The organism is Lacinutrix jangbogonensis (assembly GCF_000797445.1).
GTDB classification, from domain to species: Bacteria; Bacteroidota; Bacteroidia; order Flavobacteriales; family Flavobacteriaceae; genus Lacinutrix; species Lacinutrix jangbogonensis.
In genome coordinates, this window is sequence record NZ_JSWF01000036.1 from 41,343 (window position 1) to 59,083 (window position 17,741).

At 32.4% G+C, this 17,741-nt stretch carries 14 protein-coding genes; 10 read left to right on the plus strand and 4 right to left on the minus strand.

What is annotated here, in order from left to right; genetic code table 11:
* Positions 1–154 precede the first annotated feature (154 nt).
* A complete protein-coding gene (locus tag RH82_RS15560; RefSeq protein WP_034062133.1) occupies positions 155–1,660 on the minus strand; it encodes a TrkH family potassium uptake protein in 1,506 nt (501 codons plus the stop codon).
* Between the two features lie 6 nt (positions 1,661–1,666).
* Positions 1,667–3,016: a Trk system potassium transporter TrkA gene (trkA, locus tag RH82_RS15565; RefSeq protein WP_034062135.1), complete on the minus strand. Its 1,350-nt coding sequence runs from the start codon at positions 3,014–3,016 to the stop codon at positions 1,667–1,669.
* A 98-nt stretch (positions 3,017–3,114) separates the two neighbouring features.
* Between trkA and ubiE the strand changes: the two genes are divergently transcribed.
* Together ubiE and porT are read left to right on the plus strand one after the other, a co-directional pair.
* Positions 3,115–3,843: a bifunctional demethylmenaquinone methyltransferase/2-methoxy-6-polyprenyl-1,4-benzoquinol methylase UbiE gene (gene ubiE / locus RH82_RS15570; RefSeq protein ID WP_034062137.1), complete on the plus strand. Its 729-nt coding sequence runs from the start codon at positions 3,115–3,117 to the stop codon at positions 3,841–3,843.
* A gap of 1 nt (position 3,844) precedes the next feature.
* The gene (porT, locus tag RH82_RS15575; protein WP_034062139.1) at positions 3,845–4,567 is read left to right on the plus strand and encodes a type IX secretion/gliding motility protein PorT/SprT; all 723 of its coding nucleotides are present in this window, start codon (positions 3,845–3,847) and stop codon (positions 4,565–4,567) included.
* Positions 4,568–4,728: 161 nt separating this feature from the next.
* On the opposite strand, the gene RH82_RS15580 is transcribed toward porT, so the two are convergent.
* Positions 4,729–5,454, minus strand: coding sequence for a TrmH family RNA methyltransferase (locus tag RH82_RS15580; RefSeq protein WP_034062141.1), 726 nt, complete (start codon positions 5,452–5,454; stop codon positions 4,729–4,731).
* A gap of 81 nt (positions 5,455–5,535) precedes the next feature.
* Between RH82_RS15580 and tamL the strand changes: the two genes are divergently transcribed.
* From tamL to RH82_RS15605, 5 genes are all read left to right on the plus strand, one after another.
* Positions 5,536–8,067: a translocation and assembly module lipoprotein TamL gene (gene tamL, locus RH82_RS15585; protein ID WP_034062143.1), complete on the plus strand. Its 2,532-nt coding sequence runs from the start codon at positions 5,536–5,538 to the stop codon at positions 8,065–8,067.
* A gap of 117 nt (positions 8,068–8,184) precedes the next feature.
* On the plus strand, positions 8,185–9,252 hold the full coding sequence (gene fbaA, locus RH82_RS15590) for a class II fructose-bisphosphate aldolase (protein ID WP_034062145.1): 1,068 nt from the start codon (positions 8,185–8,187) through the stop codon (positions 9,250–9,252).
* A 216-nt stretch (positions 9,253–9,468) separates the two neighbouring features.
* A complete protein-coding gene (gene accD / locus RH82_RS15595; RefSeq protein ID WP_034062147.1) occupies positions 9,469–10,326 on the plus strand; it encodes an acetyl-CoA carboxylase, carboxyltransferase subunit beta in 858 nt (285 codons plus the stop codon).
* A 164-nt stretch (positions 10,327–10,490) separates the two neighbouring features.
* Positions 10,491–10,760: a 30S ribosomal protein S15 gene (gene rpsO, locus RH82_RS15600; protein WP_034062149.1), complete on the plus strand. Its 270-nt coding sequence runs from the start codon at positions 10,491–10,493 to the stop codon at positions 10,758–10,760.
* A gap of 199 nt (positions 10,761–10,959) precedes the next feature.
* Positions 10,960–13,203 (plus strand): polyribonucleotide nucleotidyltransferase, encoded by a 2,244-nt coding sequence (locus RH82_RS15605; protein ID WP_034062150.1) that lies wholly within the window; start codon positions 10,960–10,962, stop codon positions 13,201–13,203.
* Positions 13,204–13,433: 230 nt separating this feature from the next.
* Here the strand turns inward: RH82_RS15605 and RH82_RS15610 are convergent, their stop codons facing one another.
* Entirely contained in the window at positions 13,434–13,787 is a 354-nt protein-coding gene (locus RH82_RS15610; protein WP_034062152.1) for a hypothetical protein, read from the minus strand.
* A 497-nt stretch (positions 13,788–14,284) separates the two neighbouring features.
* Between RH82_RS15610 and RH82_RS15615 the strand changes: the two genes are divergently transcribed.
* The 3 genes from RH82_RS15615 to RH82_RS15625 form a co-directional block, all read left to right on the plus strand.
* Positions 14,285–15,391 (plus strand): tyrosine-type recombinase/integrase, encoded by a 1,107-nt coding sequence (locus tag RH82_RS15615; RefSeq protein ID WP_034062154.1) that lies wholly within the window; start codon positions 14,285–14,287, stop codon positions 15,389–15,391.
* Between the two features lie 584 nt (positions 15,392–15,975).
* The gene (locus tag RH82_RS15620; RefSeq protein ID WP_156112505.1) at positions 15,976–16,932 is read left to right on the plus strand and encodes a ligand-binding sensor domain-containing protein; all 957 of its coding nucleotides are present in this window, start codon (positions 15,976–15,978) and stop codon (positions 16,930–16,932) included.
* Positions 16,933–17,018: 86 nt separating this feature from the next.
* Positions 17,019–17,741: polyketide cyclase (locus RH82_RS15625; protein ID WP_034062164.1), on the plus strand; the 723-nt coding region annotated here is incomplete at its 3' end.

The following is a 17,741-nucleotide window of genomic DNA, read 5'->3' on the forward strand; positions in this document are numbered from 1 at the left end:
AAAGGGCTTCTATAAATTTATAGAAGCCCTTTTTTTATATCATAATTTGTCAATCAATTTATTGGTCTAAAGAAATGAAGGTTTCTGTTCTCGATACCATCAATATATGTATTTTAATTTACAACTATCAAGAAGTGACTGTGTTTCAAAGTTTTCACCTATTCCTCCAAAAGAAAGGCGTAAACAAAATCAACACCGTAAAAAGCTCCAATCGTCCAATAAGCATTAAAAAAGAAGCCCACCATTTACCAACTGCTGGTAAGCCTGAATAATTATTAACTGGTCCAAAATCGCCTAAAGCAGGACCTACGTTTCCTAAACTTGAAGCTGCTAAACCAATAGCAGATTCAAAATCTATTCTCATCATGGAAAACCCTAATGTTCCAACAATAAATGCTAAAAGATAAAGAATAAAAAAACCAAGAATATTAAATACAATAGCTCCAGAAACCGAACGCTTATTATAACGCACAGGCAATATTGCATTAGGGTGCAATGCGCGTTTAAATTCCAAAAACCCATTTTTAATGGTTATTAAATGGCGCACTATTTTTATACCTCCAGAAGTACTTCCTGCTGAACCACCAAGAAACATCATCCCAAAGAAAAAGATAGTTAAAAAAGGTGTCCATAAGGTATAATCGGCCGTCACAAATCCTGTAGTAGTAATAATGGCCAACACTTGAAATAAACCGTGTCTAAAGGCACTCTCACCAGCCCCTAAAACTTGAGGATGTGCTATGGAAGAGATGCTCATATCTGCATTAAAATAAATAATAACAGCAGCAACAATTGTAAAAATAGCGATAAACTTAAAGTAAAGTTTAAACTCTTCATCTTGTAAAACCTTAGAAGCCTTTCCTTTAAAAGCAAAATAGCTTAATACAAAGTTTGTTCCAGCAAGAAACATAAAGGCGATAATAATGTATTGTATTAATGGCGAATAGTTCCAATGGGCAACACTTGCATTTTTAGTAGAAAATCCTCCTGTAGACAGTGTACTCATAGAGTGGTTTACAGCATCGAAAAAAGACATACCCGCAAGCTTAAGTAAAATCGTTTCTGCAGCGGTATAACCAAAGTATATTAACCACAAACGTTTTGCTGTATCTGTAATTCTAGGATGTAATTTATCTGCACTTGGTCCAGGCGCTTCAGCAGCAAACAACTGCATACCTCCTATTCCTAACAATGGTAAAATGGCTACTGCAAGTACAATAATACCCATTCCGCCAATCCAATGTGTTAAACTTCTCCAAAACAGAATACCTTCTGGAACGACTTCAATATCATTTAAAATGGAAGCTCCTGTAGTTGTAAAACCAGACATGGTCTCGAAAAAAGCATCTGTAAAACCCGGTATTACTTCAGTAAAAATATAAGGAATAGTACCAGACAATGCCATAACTATCCACCCAAAAGCGACGACAATGTAACCTTCGCGCTTGTTCATTTCTTTTTTATGGTTTCTTGTATAAACCATAGCAGAAACACCAATAAGAACAGTCATTAATCCAGATAAAAACAGCTTTAAAGTAACACCATCTTTATAGATTAAACTCACTAATGCCGAGATAAGCATAAAGCCTCCATTAAACAGGAATAACAACCCGAAGAAATGAAAGATAATTTTATAATTGAGTTTTAGACCTTTACGCATGGTAGATTACAGAAATAATTTTTCAACTTCTTTTATTGATTTTGGTAAGCAACACACTACAATATAATCTCCTGCTTCAATTTTAAAACTTCCTAGAGCAATTAAACCTTCTCCATCTCTAATAACACCTCCAATAATTGCAGAGCGTGGAAATGCTACATCTTTAATTTCTTGATTACATATTTTAGAATTACTCTTTACTCTAAACTCTAGCAGCTCTGCATTCATGTTGTTAAGCTTAGTCATTGCAACAACCTCTCCTTTTCTAATGTATCTAAAGATGTTGTTGGCTGCTAATAGTTTTTTATTGACTAAAGTATCGATGCCTATGGATTGAGACAACTCAAAATAATCCATATTTTCTACCAAAGCAATGGTTTTTTTAACACCTTTAGATTTTGCCACTAAGCAAGACATAATATTAGTTTCAGAATTACCAGTAACCGAAATAAAAGCATCCATATCGCCAATATTTTCTTCTTCTAATAATTCTACATTTCTTCCATCTCCATTAATAACTAACACTTTCTCTAGTTCATCTGCAAGATCGAAAGCAACGTCTCTATTATTTTCTATTAGCTTAACTTTAAACTGCTTTGCACTTAAATCGCGAGCAGTTTTGTAACCTATTTTACTACCACCAAGAATCATAACATCCTTAATTGGAGTATTTATTTTGCCTGTCATTTTACACAATTCATCTCCTCCTCCAGCACACGTAATAAATACTGCTGTATCGCCTTCTTTAAATTGTGTATCTCCTCTTGGAATTATTGTGTATTGTGTGCCAAAGCGTTGAATTGCAATGGGCACAAAGTGAATTTCTGGAAAGTATTGTGCTGCCTCTTTTACAGATTTACCCACAAAAGATGCTGTTCTAGATAAATTTAAACTTACCATTCTAAGCGCTCCACCTTCAAACTCATAGCTTTCCTTAAAGGCAGATTGACTCAATAGTAATTGAATTTCTGAAGCTGCCAAAGATTCAGGAGAAATAAGTTCGTCTATTCCTAAACGCGTAAAACCAACCTCATCTTTGTGTGTAATAAATTCGGTATTAGAAATACGTGCAATAGTACGTTTCGAACCTAATTGTTTAGCTAAAACGCATACGGTAATATTAGTAGTTTCAGAGGCTGTAACAGCGATAACAAGATCACTACCTTCCACTCTAGCCTCTTTTAACATGGCTATAGAAGTAGCATCTCCTTTTAAAACTTTAATATCTAAATGATTGTCTGCATAAGAAAGACTCGCTCTATCAGTATCTATTAACGTAATTTCTTGCGATTCGTAAGACAATAATTTTGCTAAATGAAATCCAACTTCACCAGCTCCAGCAATAATTATTTTCATTATTTTTTTTATAAGAAAGGAATCGCAAAGATAATTAATTTATTGTTTGTAGGTTTCTTAAAAGAATACCAATGTATTATCTTTGACAAAAAATTATTTTGACAAAAGTTAATCCTTATAAAGACAGTAATCTTGGCAAAAAAGAGCAGGTTACAAAGATGTTTGATACTATTTCTGGAGAATACGATGGTTTAAATCGTGTTATTTCTTTTGGAATAGATATTAAATGGAGGAAAAAAGTAGTAGAAATTATAAAAGCTACACATCCTGAAACCGTACTAGATATTGCTACAGGAACTGGAGATTTAGCGATTAATCTTGCTGAAACGAGTGCTCTAAAAATTACAGGCTTAGATATTAGTAGTGGCATGCTTGACGTTGGAAAAACTAAAATTGCGGCTAAAAACCTTGACAATAAAATTGAAATGATTATTGGAGATAGTGAAAACATGCCTTTTGAAGACAATGCATTCGACGCTATTACCGTTGCCTTTGGTGTTCGTAATTTTGAAACACTAGCAAAAGGATTAAAAGACATTTTACGTGTTTTAAAACCTGGTGGCACTTTTGTTATTCTTGAAACCTCTGTACCAACAAAATTCCCTTTTAAACAAGGTTATAAATTTCATTCTAAAATTATTTTACCAACCATTGGAAAATTATTTTCTAAAGACAAAACTGCTTATAAATATTTGAGCGAAAGTGCCTCTGTTTTTCCTTATGGTGAAGCACTAAACAATATTTTACGTAATATTGGGTTTATAAATGTTAAAGATTTGCCACAAACTTTTGGAGTGGCAACAATTTATACAGCATCAAAACAATAACATGAGTAAACTAATTGCCCTATTTATATGTATTACAGCTAGTAGCCTGTGTTCTGCACAATTATTTACTAGAGAAAAAGTACAGAATAACCAGAACATGGATAAACAATCCCTAAGTTGGGGATATTACTTTGGCACGAACAATCTAGACTTCAAGATTGATTATAACGAAAACATAGGAGATATAGAAACCGTAAAAACCTTTGGTTTTAATGTAGGTTTAATTGGCGATATTCGTATTACTGATTACATTAACATTAGACTAGAACCAGGTTTAGTAATTGCCGCAAGAACTTTAAATTATCCTGAAAATTATTTTGAAGGCATTCCAGAAGAAGATTTAAATAACTCAGATTTCATACGCGAGATAAAATCTACTTATGTATACATCCCTCTATTAATAAGGCTTTCTACAAAGCGTGTAAATAATATTAAACCATTTATTCATTTTGGTATTGCAACATCTTTAAATTTATCGAGTAACGAAAAAAACCCTGAAGATAATTCTGGTGGCGAATTTAGAACCACTAGTAGTACTCAGTTTTTAGATCTTGGTTTTGGTATCGATTTTTACTTAAACTGGTTTAAATTCACGCCTTCTATTCGTGGTGTTTTTGCTTTAAACGATGAATTAATTAAAGATGTAGACCCTAACAGCCCATGGACTGGAAATATTAGTTCTATGAAAACGCGTGGTATTTTTATTAATTTAGCTTTTAGATAGAAAATAAGAATTCATTGCTCAGTCTCAGTACACAGTAATGACTAGTTAAAGAGGCACAACTGGATATATCTTAAAATTTCAAGAGAGATTGCCGCGTCGTTCCATTGTTTCTTCTCGCAACGACGTATTTGAGCAGGCAACTTTTAAAACTTTAAGCACCTTTAACTTAGGCTACGCCTAAACTCACTCAATAATATAGCAGTTGCGGTCGCTACGTTTAAACTTTCCGTAGCTTGTATCTCCCCAAAACGAGGAATTGCAACACGTTGTGTTACTTGTTTTTCTATAGCATCAGAAATGCCATTCGCTTCATTTCCCATAATTATGATACCTGCGTTAGGCAATTCACTTCTATAAACAGATGCGCCATCCATAAAAGCACCAAAAATCGGCATTTCAGCTTCAACTAAAAAGGTATTCAAATCTAAATAACTAATATTTACTCTAGTAATCGATCCCATTGTAGCTTGCACAACTTTAGGGTTATAACAATCTACAGTTTCTTTACTACATACTAATTCTTTAATACCAAACCAATCGCACAATCTAATAATTGTACCCAAATTCCCTGGATCGCGAATGCTATCTAATGCAACAACTAAACCTTGAGGGTCGATGTTTTTTTGAATCGGTATTTTAAAAACTGCCAATGCCTTATTTGGCGTTGTTAGAAAACTAATTTTTTTTAATTCGGCTTCCGTAATTAATGTTTCATTTTCGGTATGACTTTTGAAAGACTCTGTTGTAAATAAAAGATGTAATTGTAATGAAGAGTCTAAAAGTTCGTTAATAACTTTGATGCCTTCAGCCACAAAAAAGCCATCAGCAATTCTGAATTTTTTTTGTTTAAGTCGCGTTATTAGTTTTATTTGGCTTTTTGATAGCATTTAAAAAATGTATTTTTGAATCTTAAGTGATTCAAATTAAAAAAATTAGAGTCGGAACAAATCCTTTTAAAGAAAGTTTAGTTGAAAATACAAGATTCAAAAATACTACTTATTATTTTAATTTTTGGTTTTCTAACCTCGTGTGACTCTGTTAAACGTGTGCCCAAAAACGCGCACTTACTAACTAAAGCCACATTAAAGGTAAACGACAGAAAGGAAGAAAGCGAAGCTATAACCAACCTTATTTATCAAAAACCAAATAACAGTATCCCTTATACAAATATAAAAACAAGACTTTATATTCATAATTTGGCAAGACCAAATTTAGATTCTATTTTAAAAGCTAGAGTTGTAAACAACCCAAAAAAAACGGAAAGACAGATTAAATTCTTGTCCAAAAAGCAATTCGATCAACGTTTACAAAACAAATTAGCCTTTAATAATTGGCTTAAAAAAACTGGAGAAGCTCCGGTAATTGTAAACGATACGCTCTCTCAAAAATCTATAGAGAGACTAGAAGTTCATTATTATAATAATGGTTGGTTTGATGTTAAAGCAGATTTCGAGACTATTAGAAATGAGAATAAAAGAGCGGCTATAAACTACAACGTAACTACTGGAAAACCTTATATAACGGACTCGCTTTCTACAAAAATTGCTACTCCGGTAATAGATTCTTTATACCAAAGCGTTAAAGCTAAATCATTAATAAAACCGAATAAACAATATAAGACTAACGATTTGTTAGATGAACGAGACCGCATTACAGAAATGCTTAGAAATTCTGGTGTATATCATTTTTCTCAAGATAATATCTATATTGAAATAGATACTATTGGTAAAACTAAAAAAGTTAACATTAATTTACAAATAAGCGAAAAAGCGATTAGACAAGAAGACACCACACTATACGAACCGTTTAAAATTTATAAAGTAAAAGATGTAAACATTTACACCAATAGCGCTTTTGAAAATAAAGACAAACCTATTACAGATACTTTAGTATATAAAGACTATAATATTTACAGCAAAGAAAAGTTGCGATACAATTCTAAAACGCTAACCGATGCTATTTTTATTAAACCAAACACTATTTTTAGAGATAAAAACAAACCGCAAACTTCAAGAAGAATTAGTAATTTAAAAACCTTTAAATATCCTAAAATTGATTATGTCGTTAATGACGCAGACACGACATTAACTGCTAATATATATTTAACACCATTAAAGAAATTTGGTTTAGATTTTAGAGCTGAAGCATCTCAAAGCAACATACAATCTATCGGATTCTCTTTAAACCCAAGTGTAATAATGCGTAATGTATTTAAAGGAGCCGAAACACTTGAGCTTTCTGGAATAGCATCCATTGGAGCCTCTAAAGATGGTTCCAACGAGCGTGATCAACTATTCGATATTAATGAGATTGGCGCTAATTTAAGATTAACAATCCCAAGATTATTATCGCCTTTTAATACTACAAAAATAATCCCTAGTGCCATGTTTCCGTCTACTAGAATTAGCTTAGCGACTACAAGCCAGACTAATGTAGGTCTAGACAAGCAAACAGCAATAGGAACTTTTAATTACAGATGGTTACCAAGTGCTAAAGTATCTAATAGATTAGATCTCTTTAATATTCAATTTGTAAAAAACTTAAATACAGCGAATTATTTTAATGTCTACGAAAACTCATTTAATAACTTAAATGATATTGCAATAAATTCAGGTTATATAAATAGTGGTGAAACATTAACACTTCCAGAACAAGCAAATCAGTTTATAGCAGACGCAACTAGTGGGTCAGTAAATGGTATTTCTGAAGACGACTTACAAACAGTAAATTCAATAAATGAAAGAAAAGAAAGGCTTACCGAAGACAACCTTATTTTAGCTACAAATTTTAGTTTCACCAAAGACAGGCGTGATAATTTATTCGACAACGATTTCTCTATTTTTAGATTAAAATTAGAACTCGCAGGAAATATTTTCGCAGCAACTTCAAACCTTTTAGGTCTTCAAAAAAACGACAATGATAAATATGAATTGTTTAACGTTCAGTTTTCACAATATGTAAAAACAGAACTAGACTACGTAAAATATTGGGATTTAGGAAATAAAAATGTTGTGGCAATACGCACCTTTTTTGGTATTGCTATTCCTTATGGTAACTCTACGAATATTCCGTTTGCTAAAAGTTTCTTTAGCGGTGGCGCCAATGATAATCGTGCTTGGGCCGCCTATAATTTAGGTCCAGGAAGCACACAATCTATAAACGAATTTAACGAAGCGAATATGAAAATTGCTTTAAGTGTCGAAAATCGTTTTAATCTTTTTGGCGCTCTAAATGGCGCTATATTTATAGATGCTGGAAACATATGGAATGTACTGGATGATGTTACTGATGATGCAGCCACATTCAGCTCGTTGGCCTCTATTAAAGATATAGCCATTGGCTCTGGTTTTGGATTGCGATACGACTTTAATTTCTTTATACTAAGAGGAGATATTGGTTTTAAAACTTACGATCCTTCTTATGGCGATAGTAACCGTTGGTTTAATGATTACAACTTCCCTAATGCAGCTTATAATATAGGTATTAACTATCCTTTTTAATCCTGCTTCCCCTAAGTTTAACTACATCGTTTTCGCTGTTTTATTACTGATTTTAATAATAAATATTCAAAAATTGTTTACTTTTGAGAATCAATTTTTAACTAAAACATTAGAAAAATGTCACATAATATTAAACCAGGAGTAGCTACTGGAAAAGAAGTTCAAGCAATATTCAAATTAGCAAAAGAAAAAGGCTTTGCTTTACCAGCAGTTAATGTTATTGGCTCTAACACAATTAATGGTGTTTTAGAAACAGCAGCAGCTTTAAATGCTCCAGTAATTATTCAATTTTCTAATGGTGGTGCACATTTTAATGCTGGTAAAAGTTTAAGTAATGAAAACCAAAAGGCAGCAATCGCAGGATCTATTGCAGGTGCAAAACATGTTCATTTAATGGCAGAAGCTTATGGTGTTCCTGTAATTTTACATACAGACCATTGTGCTAAAAAATTATTACCTTGGATTGATGGACTATTAGATGCTAGTGAAGCACATTTTGCTGCAACTGGAAAGTCTCTTTACAGTTCGCATATGATTGATTTAAGCGAAGAGCCTATTGAAGAAAATATAGAAATTTGTAAAGCATACCTTGAGCGCATGAGCAAAATGGGAATGACTTTAGAAATCGAATTAGGAATCACAGGTGGAGAAGAAGATGGTGTAGATAATAGTGATGTAGACGAGTCTAAACTATACACACAACCAGAAGAAGTCGCTTATGCTTATGAAGAGTTAAGTAAAATAAGTGACCAGTTTACAATTGCAGCAGCCTTTGGAAACGTACATGGTGTATATAAGCCAGGAAATGTAAAATTAACACCAAAAATTTTAAAGAATTCTCAAGAGCATATTTCTAAGAAATATGGTGTAGAACATAACCATATCGATTTTGTTTTTCATGGTGGATCTGGTTCTACAGAAGAAGAAATTCAAGAAGCTATTGGTTATGGAGTTATTAAAATGAATATCGATACAGACATGCAATATGCATTTATGAGCGGTGTTCGTGATTATATGGGAGAAAAAACCGACTATTTAAAGGCTCAAATTGGCTCTCCAGATGGTCCAGCATCTCCAAATAAAAAATATTACGATCCAAGAAAATGGTTAAGAGAAGGCGAAGTTACTTTTGTTGAAAGATTGAAGAAAGCATTCGAAGATTTAAATAATGTGAATACATTATAACCTATAAAATATTATTTTAAAAAGTCCATTTTAACCGTGTTAGAATGGGCTTTTGTTATAAAAAAAACGAAGTTCTGCGATATAGCGATACCAAATATGGTGTTGTATCGATAAAAATAGTAATTTTGCCGTCTAGTATTTTACAAAACACGAAACTAACTAATAGCAAATATTCGAGCTTAAGTTAGCATTATAAACTAAAAAAAGTAAATCAATATGGCTTGGTTTAAAAGAAAAGATAAAGGAATTCAAACTTCTACTGAAGACAAAAAAGACATCCCAAAAGGATTGTGGTATAAGTCTCCAACAGGTAAAGTTATAGATTCTGAAGAATTAGCAAAAAATTTCTACGTCAGCCCAGAAGATGGTTATCACGTAAGAATTGGAAGTAAAGAGTACTTCGAAATATTATTTGACGACAATAAATTTAAAGAGTTAGACAAAGATTTATCTTCTAAAGATCCTTTAAATTTTGTGGACACCAAAAAATATCCAGACCGTTTAAAAGCAGCTCAAGAAAAAACCAAATTAACAGATGCAGTACGTTGTGCTGTAGGGAAATCTAAGGGCAAAGATTTAGTAATTGCTGCCATGGATTTTGCTTTTATTGGTGGTTCTATGGGTTCTGTTGTAGGAGAAAAAATTGCACGTGCTGCAGATTATGCTCTAAAAAACAAATTACCTTTCATGATTATTTCAAAATCTGGAGGCGCACGTATGATGGAAGCCGCATTATCGTTAATGCAATTGGCAAAAACATCAGTTAAATTAGCGCAGTTGGCAGATGCTGGTCTACCGTATATTTCACTATCTACAGATCCAACAACTGGAGGAACAACAGCTTCCTTTGCTATGTTAGGTGATATTAATATTGCTGAACCAGGCGCATTAATTGGGTTTGCAGGACCTAGAATTGTTAGAGATACTACAGGAAAAGAATTACCAGAAGGATTCCAAACTTCAGAGTTTTTATTAGAACATGGATTCTTAGATTTTATTACACTTCGTAAAAACCTTAAAAACAAGGTGAATTTATATATAGATTTGATTACAAATCAACCCTTGAGAGCTTAGACCTAAACATTACGTAGTCAACATATTAAACAGTTCAAAAAACTATTATTTTTGAACTGTTTTTATTTTATATAAAGGCATTTGCATTTCAATAAAAATACTTATATTTGCCGCTCGAAAGAAAGGCTTTCGTGTACATAAAAATCATTTACAATAATATTAGAATGTATTTAACAAAAGAAGAAAAAGAGAAGCTGTTTAAAAAACACGGTAAAGATGCAAAAGACACTGGTTCTGCAGAAGGACAGATTGCAATATTTACACAAAGAATTGAGCACTTATCAAAGCACTTAAAAACAAATCGTAAAGATTATAATACTGAGCGTTCGTTAGTAATGTTAGTAGGAAAAAGAAGAAGCCTACTGGATTACTTAACTAAGAAAGATGTCTTAAGATATCGTGCGATAGTAAAAGAATTAGGATTAAGAAAATAATCTCAATGCAAAGACCACGCCTAACAGCGTGGTTTTTTGGTATATACTAACTCGCTTTGGAAGAGTCTAAACTCCAAAATTGAAGAAGCTAATTATAGTTTTTCATTGGCAACAACTACTACTATTCAACACAACTACCAATGTTTAACCAAAATTCCGATTGACTACTACTCGTCGGTATTAGAATTAAAACTTATTTATGATTCCAAAAGTATTTAAAGAGGTCATAGACCTTGGAGATGGTAGAGAAATCACTATCGAAACGGGAAAACTAGCAAAACAGGCACATGGTTCTGTTGTTGTTACCTCAGGAAAATGTATGATGTTATGTACAGTTGTTTCCAATTACGAACAAAAAGATCTTGGTTTTCTGCCCTTAACAGTAGATTACAGAGAGAAATTTGCAGCTGCAGGACGTTATCCAGGTGGTTTCTTCAAAAGAGAAGCAAGACCTAGTGATGGCGAAGTATTGACAATGCGTTTAGTAGACCGCGTATTACGTCCATTATTCCCAAAAGATTACACAGCAGAAACGCAAGTGATGATACAGTTAATGTCTCATGACGAAAACGTGATGCCAGATGCAATGGCTGGATTAGCAGCCTCGGCAGCTATTCAATTATCAGATTTCCCATTTGAGTGCGCAATCTCTGAAGCAAGAGTTGGCCGTATTAATGGTGAATTTGTAATCAATCCAACAAGAGCACAATTAGCAGCGTCTGACATCGATATGATGATTGGAGCTTCAGCCGATTCTGTAATGATGGTTGAAGGTGAAATGGATGAGATTTCTGAAGACGAGATGGCAGACGCTATTAAGTTTGCTCACGAAGCTATTAAAGTACAATGTGCTGCTCAGTTAAGATTAGCTGAAGCCTTTGGAAAAAAAGAAGTTCGTGAATACGAAGGCGAAAGAACAGATGCAGATTTAGAGAAGAAGGTTCATGATATGGCATACGATAAAGTATATGCTATAGCAAAAGCTGGTTCTGCTAAACATGAAAGAACTGCTGCATTTAAAGAGATAAAAGCAGCTATTAAAGCAACATTTTCTGAAGAAGAATTAGCAGATTATGGTGGTTTAGTTTCAGATTATTACCGTAAAGCAGAAAAAGCTGCCATTAGAGATTTAACCTTAGATGAAGGTTTACGTTTAGATGGTAGAAAAACAGACGAAATTAGACCAATCTGGTGTGAAGTGGATTACTTACCATCAACCCATGGTTCTTCTATATTTACACGTGGAGAAACTCAAGCACTAGCGACAGTTACTTTAGGGACGTCTAGAGATGCAAACAAAATAGATATGCCCTCTTACGAAGGTGAGGAGAATTTCTATTTACATTATAACTTCCCTCCTTTTTGTACAGGTGAAGCTAGACCAATTCGTGGCACTTCTCGTAGAGAAGTTGGACATGGTAATTTAGCGCAACGTGGTTTAAAAGGAATGATTCCTGAAGATTGTCCTTATACAGTACGTGTAGTATCTGAAGTATTAGAATCTAACGGTTCTTCTTCTATGGCTACTGTTTGTGCTGGAACAATGGCGTTAATGGATGCTGGTGTACAAATGATAAGACCTGTTTCTGGTATTGCAATGGGATTAATTTCTGATGCAGATTCTGGAAAGTACGCTGTATTATCTGATATTTTAGGTGATGAAGATCATTTAGGAGATATGGATTTTAAAGTAACAGGTACTGCTGAAGGTATTACGGCTTGCCAAATGGATATTAAAGTAAAAGGATTAAGCTACGAAATTTTAGTGAATGCACTAAAACAAGCACGCGATGGTCGTTTACATATCTTAGGTAAATTAACAGATACTATTGAAACTCCTAATGCAGAAGTTAAGGATCACGCACCAACAATGGTTACGCGTAGAGTACCTAACGAATTTATTGGTGCTTTAATTGGACCTGGAGGAAAAGTGATTCAAGAAATGCAAAAAGAAACTGAGACAACTATTGTTATAAACGAAGATCCAGTAACCGAAGAAGGTATCGTTGAAATATTAGGTGTTGGTAGCGTAGGTATTGATGCTGTAATGGCAAAAATAGATGCTATATTATTTAAGCCTGAAGTTGGAAAATCATATGAAGTAAAAGTAATCAAAATGTTAGATTTTGGTGCTGTTGTAGAATATATGGATGCTCCAGGAAACGAAGTGTTATTGCACGTAAGTGAATTGGCATGGGAACGCACAGAAACGGTTTCTGACGTTGTAAATATGGGTGACATTTTCGATGTGAAGTATTTTGGACAAGATCCAAGAACACGCAAAGAAAAAGTATCTCGTAAAGCATTGTTAGAAAAGCCTGAAGGTTATGTAGCAAGACCACCAAGAGATGATAAACGTTCTGGTGGACGTGATAACCGAGGTTCTCGAGACAATAGAGGTCGTGATGATAGACAACCAAGAGCGCCTAGAAAAGAAGATTAATTCTTTTTAGACTCTTTTATAAATTACAAAACCTGTTTTATCTTATTAATATTAGGATTGAAACAGGTTTTTTATTAAAATAAGAACTCTAAAAATAGTATGCATTATACTAAAATGAGATCGTAAGTTCATCAAAATATTTTTTTTTTAAAATTAATAGTAATTAAAATTATAATTTCTACAACTATTATATTTGAAGCGCTCCAAACAACAAAGAATATAATGCTATTTTAGGAAGGTGAGTTTCTAATAATTAAAATGGAGTCGTTCGAGAATTCCATCCAAGCAAAATCGTACAGATAATAATAGACTTTCCCTTTACTATTTTTGTACTGATGTGTGTGATATTTATATCTAAATTTCATTTTTTCAAGTACTATTCTGTCTATGGTACACTGTCCTTTTCTTTTTCCCATAATTTCTAAAAGAATGCTCCTATTTCTATGTAAAATAGTATCAACTTCTTGAACAACTCTATCTGTTACCTTTCTTAAATTAACGTGGTAATAATTTTTACATTTTACAGAACAAAATATTTTATCCCTTCTACCAATAATTTTTTTACTACATATTTTACAAGTCATATTTAGGCTCGATTTTTAATTAAGCATTTAATATATTACATATACTCAAAGTATTTAGCTTCCCGAATTTTTAGCTTTTTCTTTTTCCTTTTTTCTGCGTTAAATTTTGAAACCGTAACGTAGGCTATGCTTGAAAATTTATGCCTTGATAAAAGAAAAAATAAATCCGCTAAATTCTCCGAAAACCTAAATACTTTGAGTATATACTCAAAGTATTTAGCTTCCCGAATTTTTAGCTTTTTCTTTTTCCTTTTTCTGCGTTAAAATTTGAAACCGTAACGTAGGCTATGCTTGAAAATTTATGCCTTGATAAAAGAAAAAATAAATCCGCTAAATTCTCCGAAAACCTAAATACTTTGAGTATAATTAACTATTTCTTAGCAATTTACACTTAATCGTTTCTAACGGTTAATATACGTTTACTTTATAATAAACTCCAAATGTGTGTATTTTTTCTCTACATTTATTAGTACAGAATATATAAAAAACATTTAATTATGCAACCAACTATTTATCAACCATTTAAAGAAGCCAAGAGAATTAAAATTTTTATTCCTTATGAAATGAGAGATTTAAGAGGGTGTATTAAGAATATGGATAGTAGTTTCTGGCATCCACATCAAAAATTATGGTCGGTTGTAAATACAGATAAAAATTTTAAAATCCTTCAAAATTTATGTGGAAGTAATTGTAAGATTGAAAAAGATATTCGTTTTACTCCCATACCAAGTGTGGCATTAAATCAAGATGCTCTTGATGCTCTATATTGTTTAGAGAAATCGCTTGTTTTAAAAAACTACAGTAAATCAAGTATTAACATCTATAAAAAAATGTTTACTGTATTTTTAGCAAAATTTATGACGCGTAATCTTAAATCTATCACTAAGGAAGAGATTGAAGGCTTTGTTTACGAGCTTATTAAAAAAAGTAGCATTAGTGAAAGCTATCAAAATCAACTTATTAATGCCATAAAAGCATATTATGAACATGCTTTAAAAATGCCAAGAGAATATTACGATATTCAGCGTCCCAAGAAATCGAGAACGATACCAAACGTATTAAGTAAAACTGAAGTTTTAAAAATACTACAATCACCAAAAAATATAAAACACCGCGCTATTTTATGGACTATATATAGTTCTGGTTTACGAATTTCTGAACTTATAAATTTGCGTATTTCAGATGTGCACTCTAAAGATGGTTATTTATTTATAAAGGATAGCAAGGGTAAAAAGGATAGAAAAACAATTCTATCAGAACAGCTTGTCCTATTATTAAGGGTTTATTACAAAGAATATAAGCCTTCGTATTGGCTGTTTGAAGGCCAAACAGGTGGGCAATATAGTACTAGTAGTATTCGTGCATTATTTAGAAAATCGGTAAAATTAACAAACTCGAATCCATGGTCTACAGTACATACATTGCGCCATTCTTTTGCTACTCATTGTATTGAAAATAATATAAATGTTCGTCATTTACAAAATATGCTAGGACATAACTCGCCAAAAACAACGGAGATTTACACCAAAACCATTCAAATAAATAATAAAACCATAACTAGTCCATTGGATTCTTTACTAAAATTAAGTAACTTAGAGGCATAAACGATATAACCGTAATAAAACAGGAAAACGTACGGTTATACAATTGTTGTGGGCAAGTACTCAATTAAAATATTTAAGCTTGATTTAAGGGGTTTAAAATTTAATTTCCGCCAAAGTCTGGTATAAAAACCCAATTTTTTTTGGCGCACAAAAACAAAAATTTTAGCTAAGGTTTTGGTTTATTTATTAAGGTCGTACCCTAGCGGTTGAGCAACTTTATAAATATTTTTTTAGTCGGTTTCTTTTTTTCTAGATCAGTAATTAAATTTTTGTTTTTTAACAAAGGAAATTTCTAATCCGCCAGTTTCCGTAAAATCAAATCTAAGCGCTTTATTTTTTTGGTTCTTGAATTTCTAAGAATAAAAAATTCGGTTTCTAGACAAAGGACAGTCCTTTTTTATAATGGTCTGTAAATTATATTCAAAACCTGCCCACAACAAAGTATAAAATTAATTGCTTGGTTATTGATTACTTACGAAAGTCCAAACAGACTTTCTTAGTTCGTGTTTTATTTAGTAAATTAGTGTTCTAAATACGCAACTAATCTTATACAACACGTTGTGTGCCATTAAAAATAAAAAAAAATGAAACTCGAAATCACTCTTAGCTTACTGCTATTACTAACAATGCAAATTGTATTTGGACAAAAATCTGAATTATTTTCAAAAGATAATTCTGAATTAATAGACGACGACCTACTTTCAATAACTGTTGATACAAATGGGAATAAATGGATTGGAACTTCAAAATTCGGTTTAGTAAAACTTAGTAATGGAAAATTTGAAAATCTAAATAAAGAAAATTCTGAAATAAAAGGGGATTATATCTCACCAATATTTATTGATAGCAAAGGGAATGTTTGGATTTCTTTTTCAAAACCAACAGATGGCATCGCTAAATTTGATGGTAAAAAGTGGACTAATTATACTGAAACAGATTTAAATACTTCTGAAGTCTCTGTAATTTCTATAGTCGAAGATACAAAAGGAAATATATACTTTGGTGGAGTAAATGGAGTTTTCAAATTTGACGGAGAAGCATGGAATAAAATTAAATTACCTGAAGAGAATATTATCGTAAGAGCTATGGACATAAGTGCAAACGATGATATTGCCATAGGTCATAATAGTGGATTGCTAATCAAGAAAGATGATAAATGGGAAAACCTAACTGAGGAAAATTCAGAATTAAGGTTAGGTACTGTACGAGGGGTGAAATTCACAAGTGATAACAAATTAATAGTTGGCTACGGAGGAGGATTTGGAGATGGAGGATTCTCAATAATCGAAAACGAAAAATGGAATCACTTTAATAAAACAAATTCAAAAGTCCCTGACCACATGGTTAGAGATATTGAAATAGGTAAAGGCGGAGTTGTTTGGATGGCAACAAATAATGGATTAATCAGAATGGATGGAAAAGAAATAGCACCTATTTTATTTAGAGAAGGAATGTACAAGAACGTAATTTTAGACATAGAAATAGATGATACAACTATTTGGATAGCAACAAATTTCGGTCTAATAAAAATCGAAGAATAAAAAAGAAAAACGGCACACAACAATGCATACCCGTCAAGTGAGGCTATGCGCCTCACCTGCGGGTATGCGGAGACGTTACCCACCATATGAAAAAAGAGTTCGCAATAACAACAATAATTAGTTTGACATTTTTGTCATTAGGTTTTTTATTACTTCATTATGAATTAATTGGATATGGACTTTCATTTTTTGTTTTTTTACCATTTATCCTTGGTTATGTTCTTGGTAAATCAACTTTAAAAGCATTTAGTCTCTTCGGACTTATTTTTTCGTTAGTAGTTTTCTTTTTACTTCTCTTATTCGGAGATTTAGAAGGAATGGTTTGTATACTTATGGCAATGCCTTTAATTATTGTTCCTATTTTACTTGGAGTTTTAATAAAATATTTCGTCAAAAAATATCAAAAAAGAGAAAAGAATAAAAACCTAATCAAAAGTACAATTTTACCTTTTTGCATATTTTTAATATTTGGCTTTGCGGAAAATAAACTAATGGAAAACGACAAAGCAATAGTTGAAATAAAAACTGAAATCATATTACCATACTCATCAATGGAGGTTTATGAAACAATAAAATCCGTAGATACTTTAGATGCGGAAAAACCTTTCTTAATGAAACTTGACTTGCCAATACCCCAAAAATGCATTCTTGAAGAAGAAAAAGTAGGAGCAATTAGAACTTGTTATTTTGAAGAAGGGAAAATAATAGAACGAGTAACTGAACTCGAAAAAGGAAAATTATTACGAATGGACGTAATTGACTACCAATTAACTGGCAGAAAATGGTTCGACTTTAAAGAAGCGATTTAC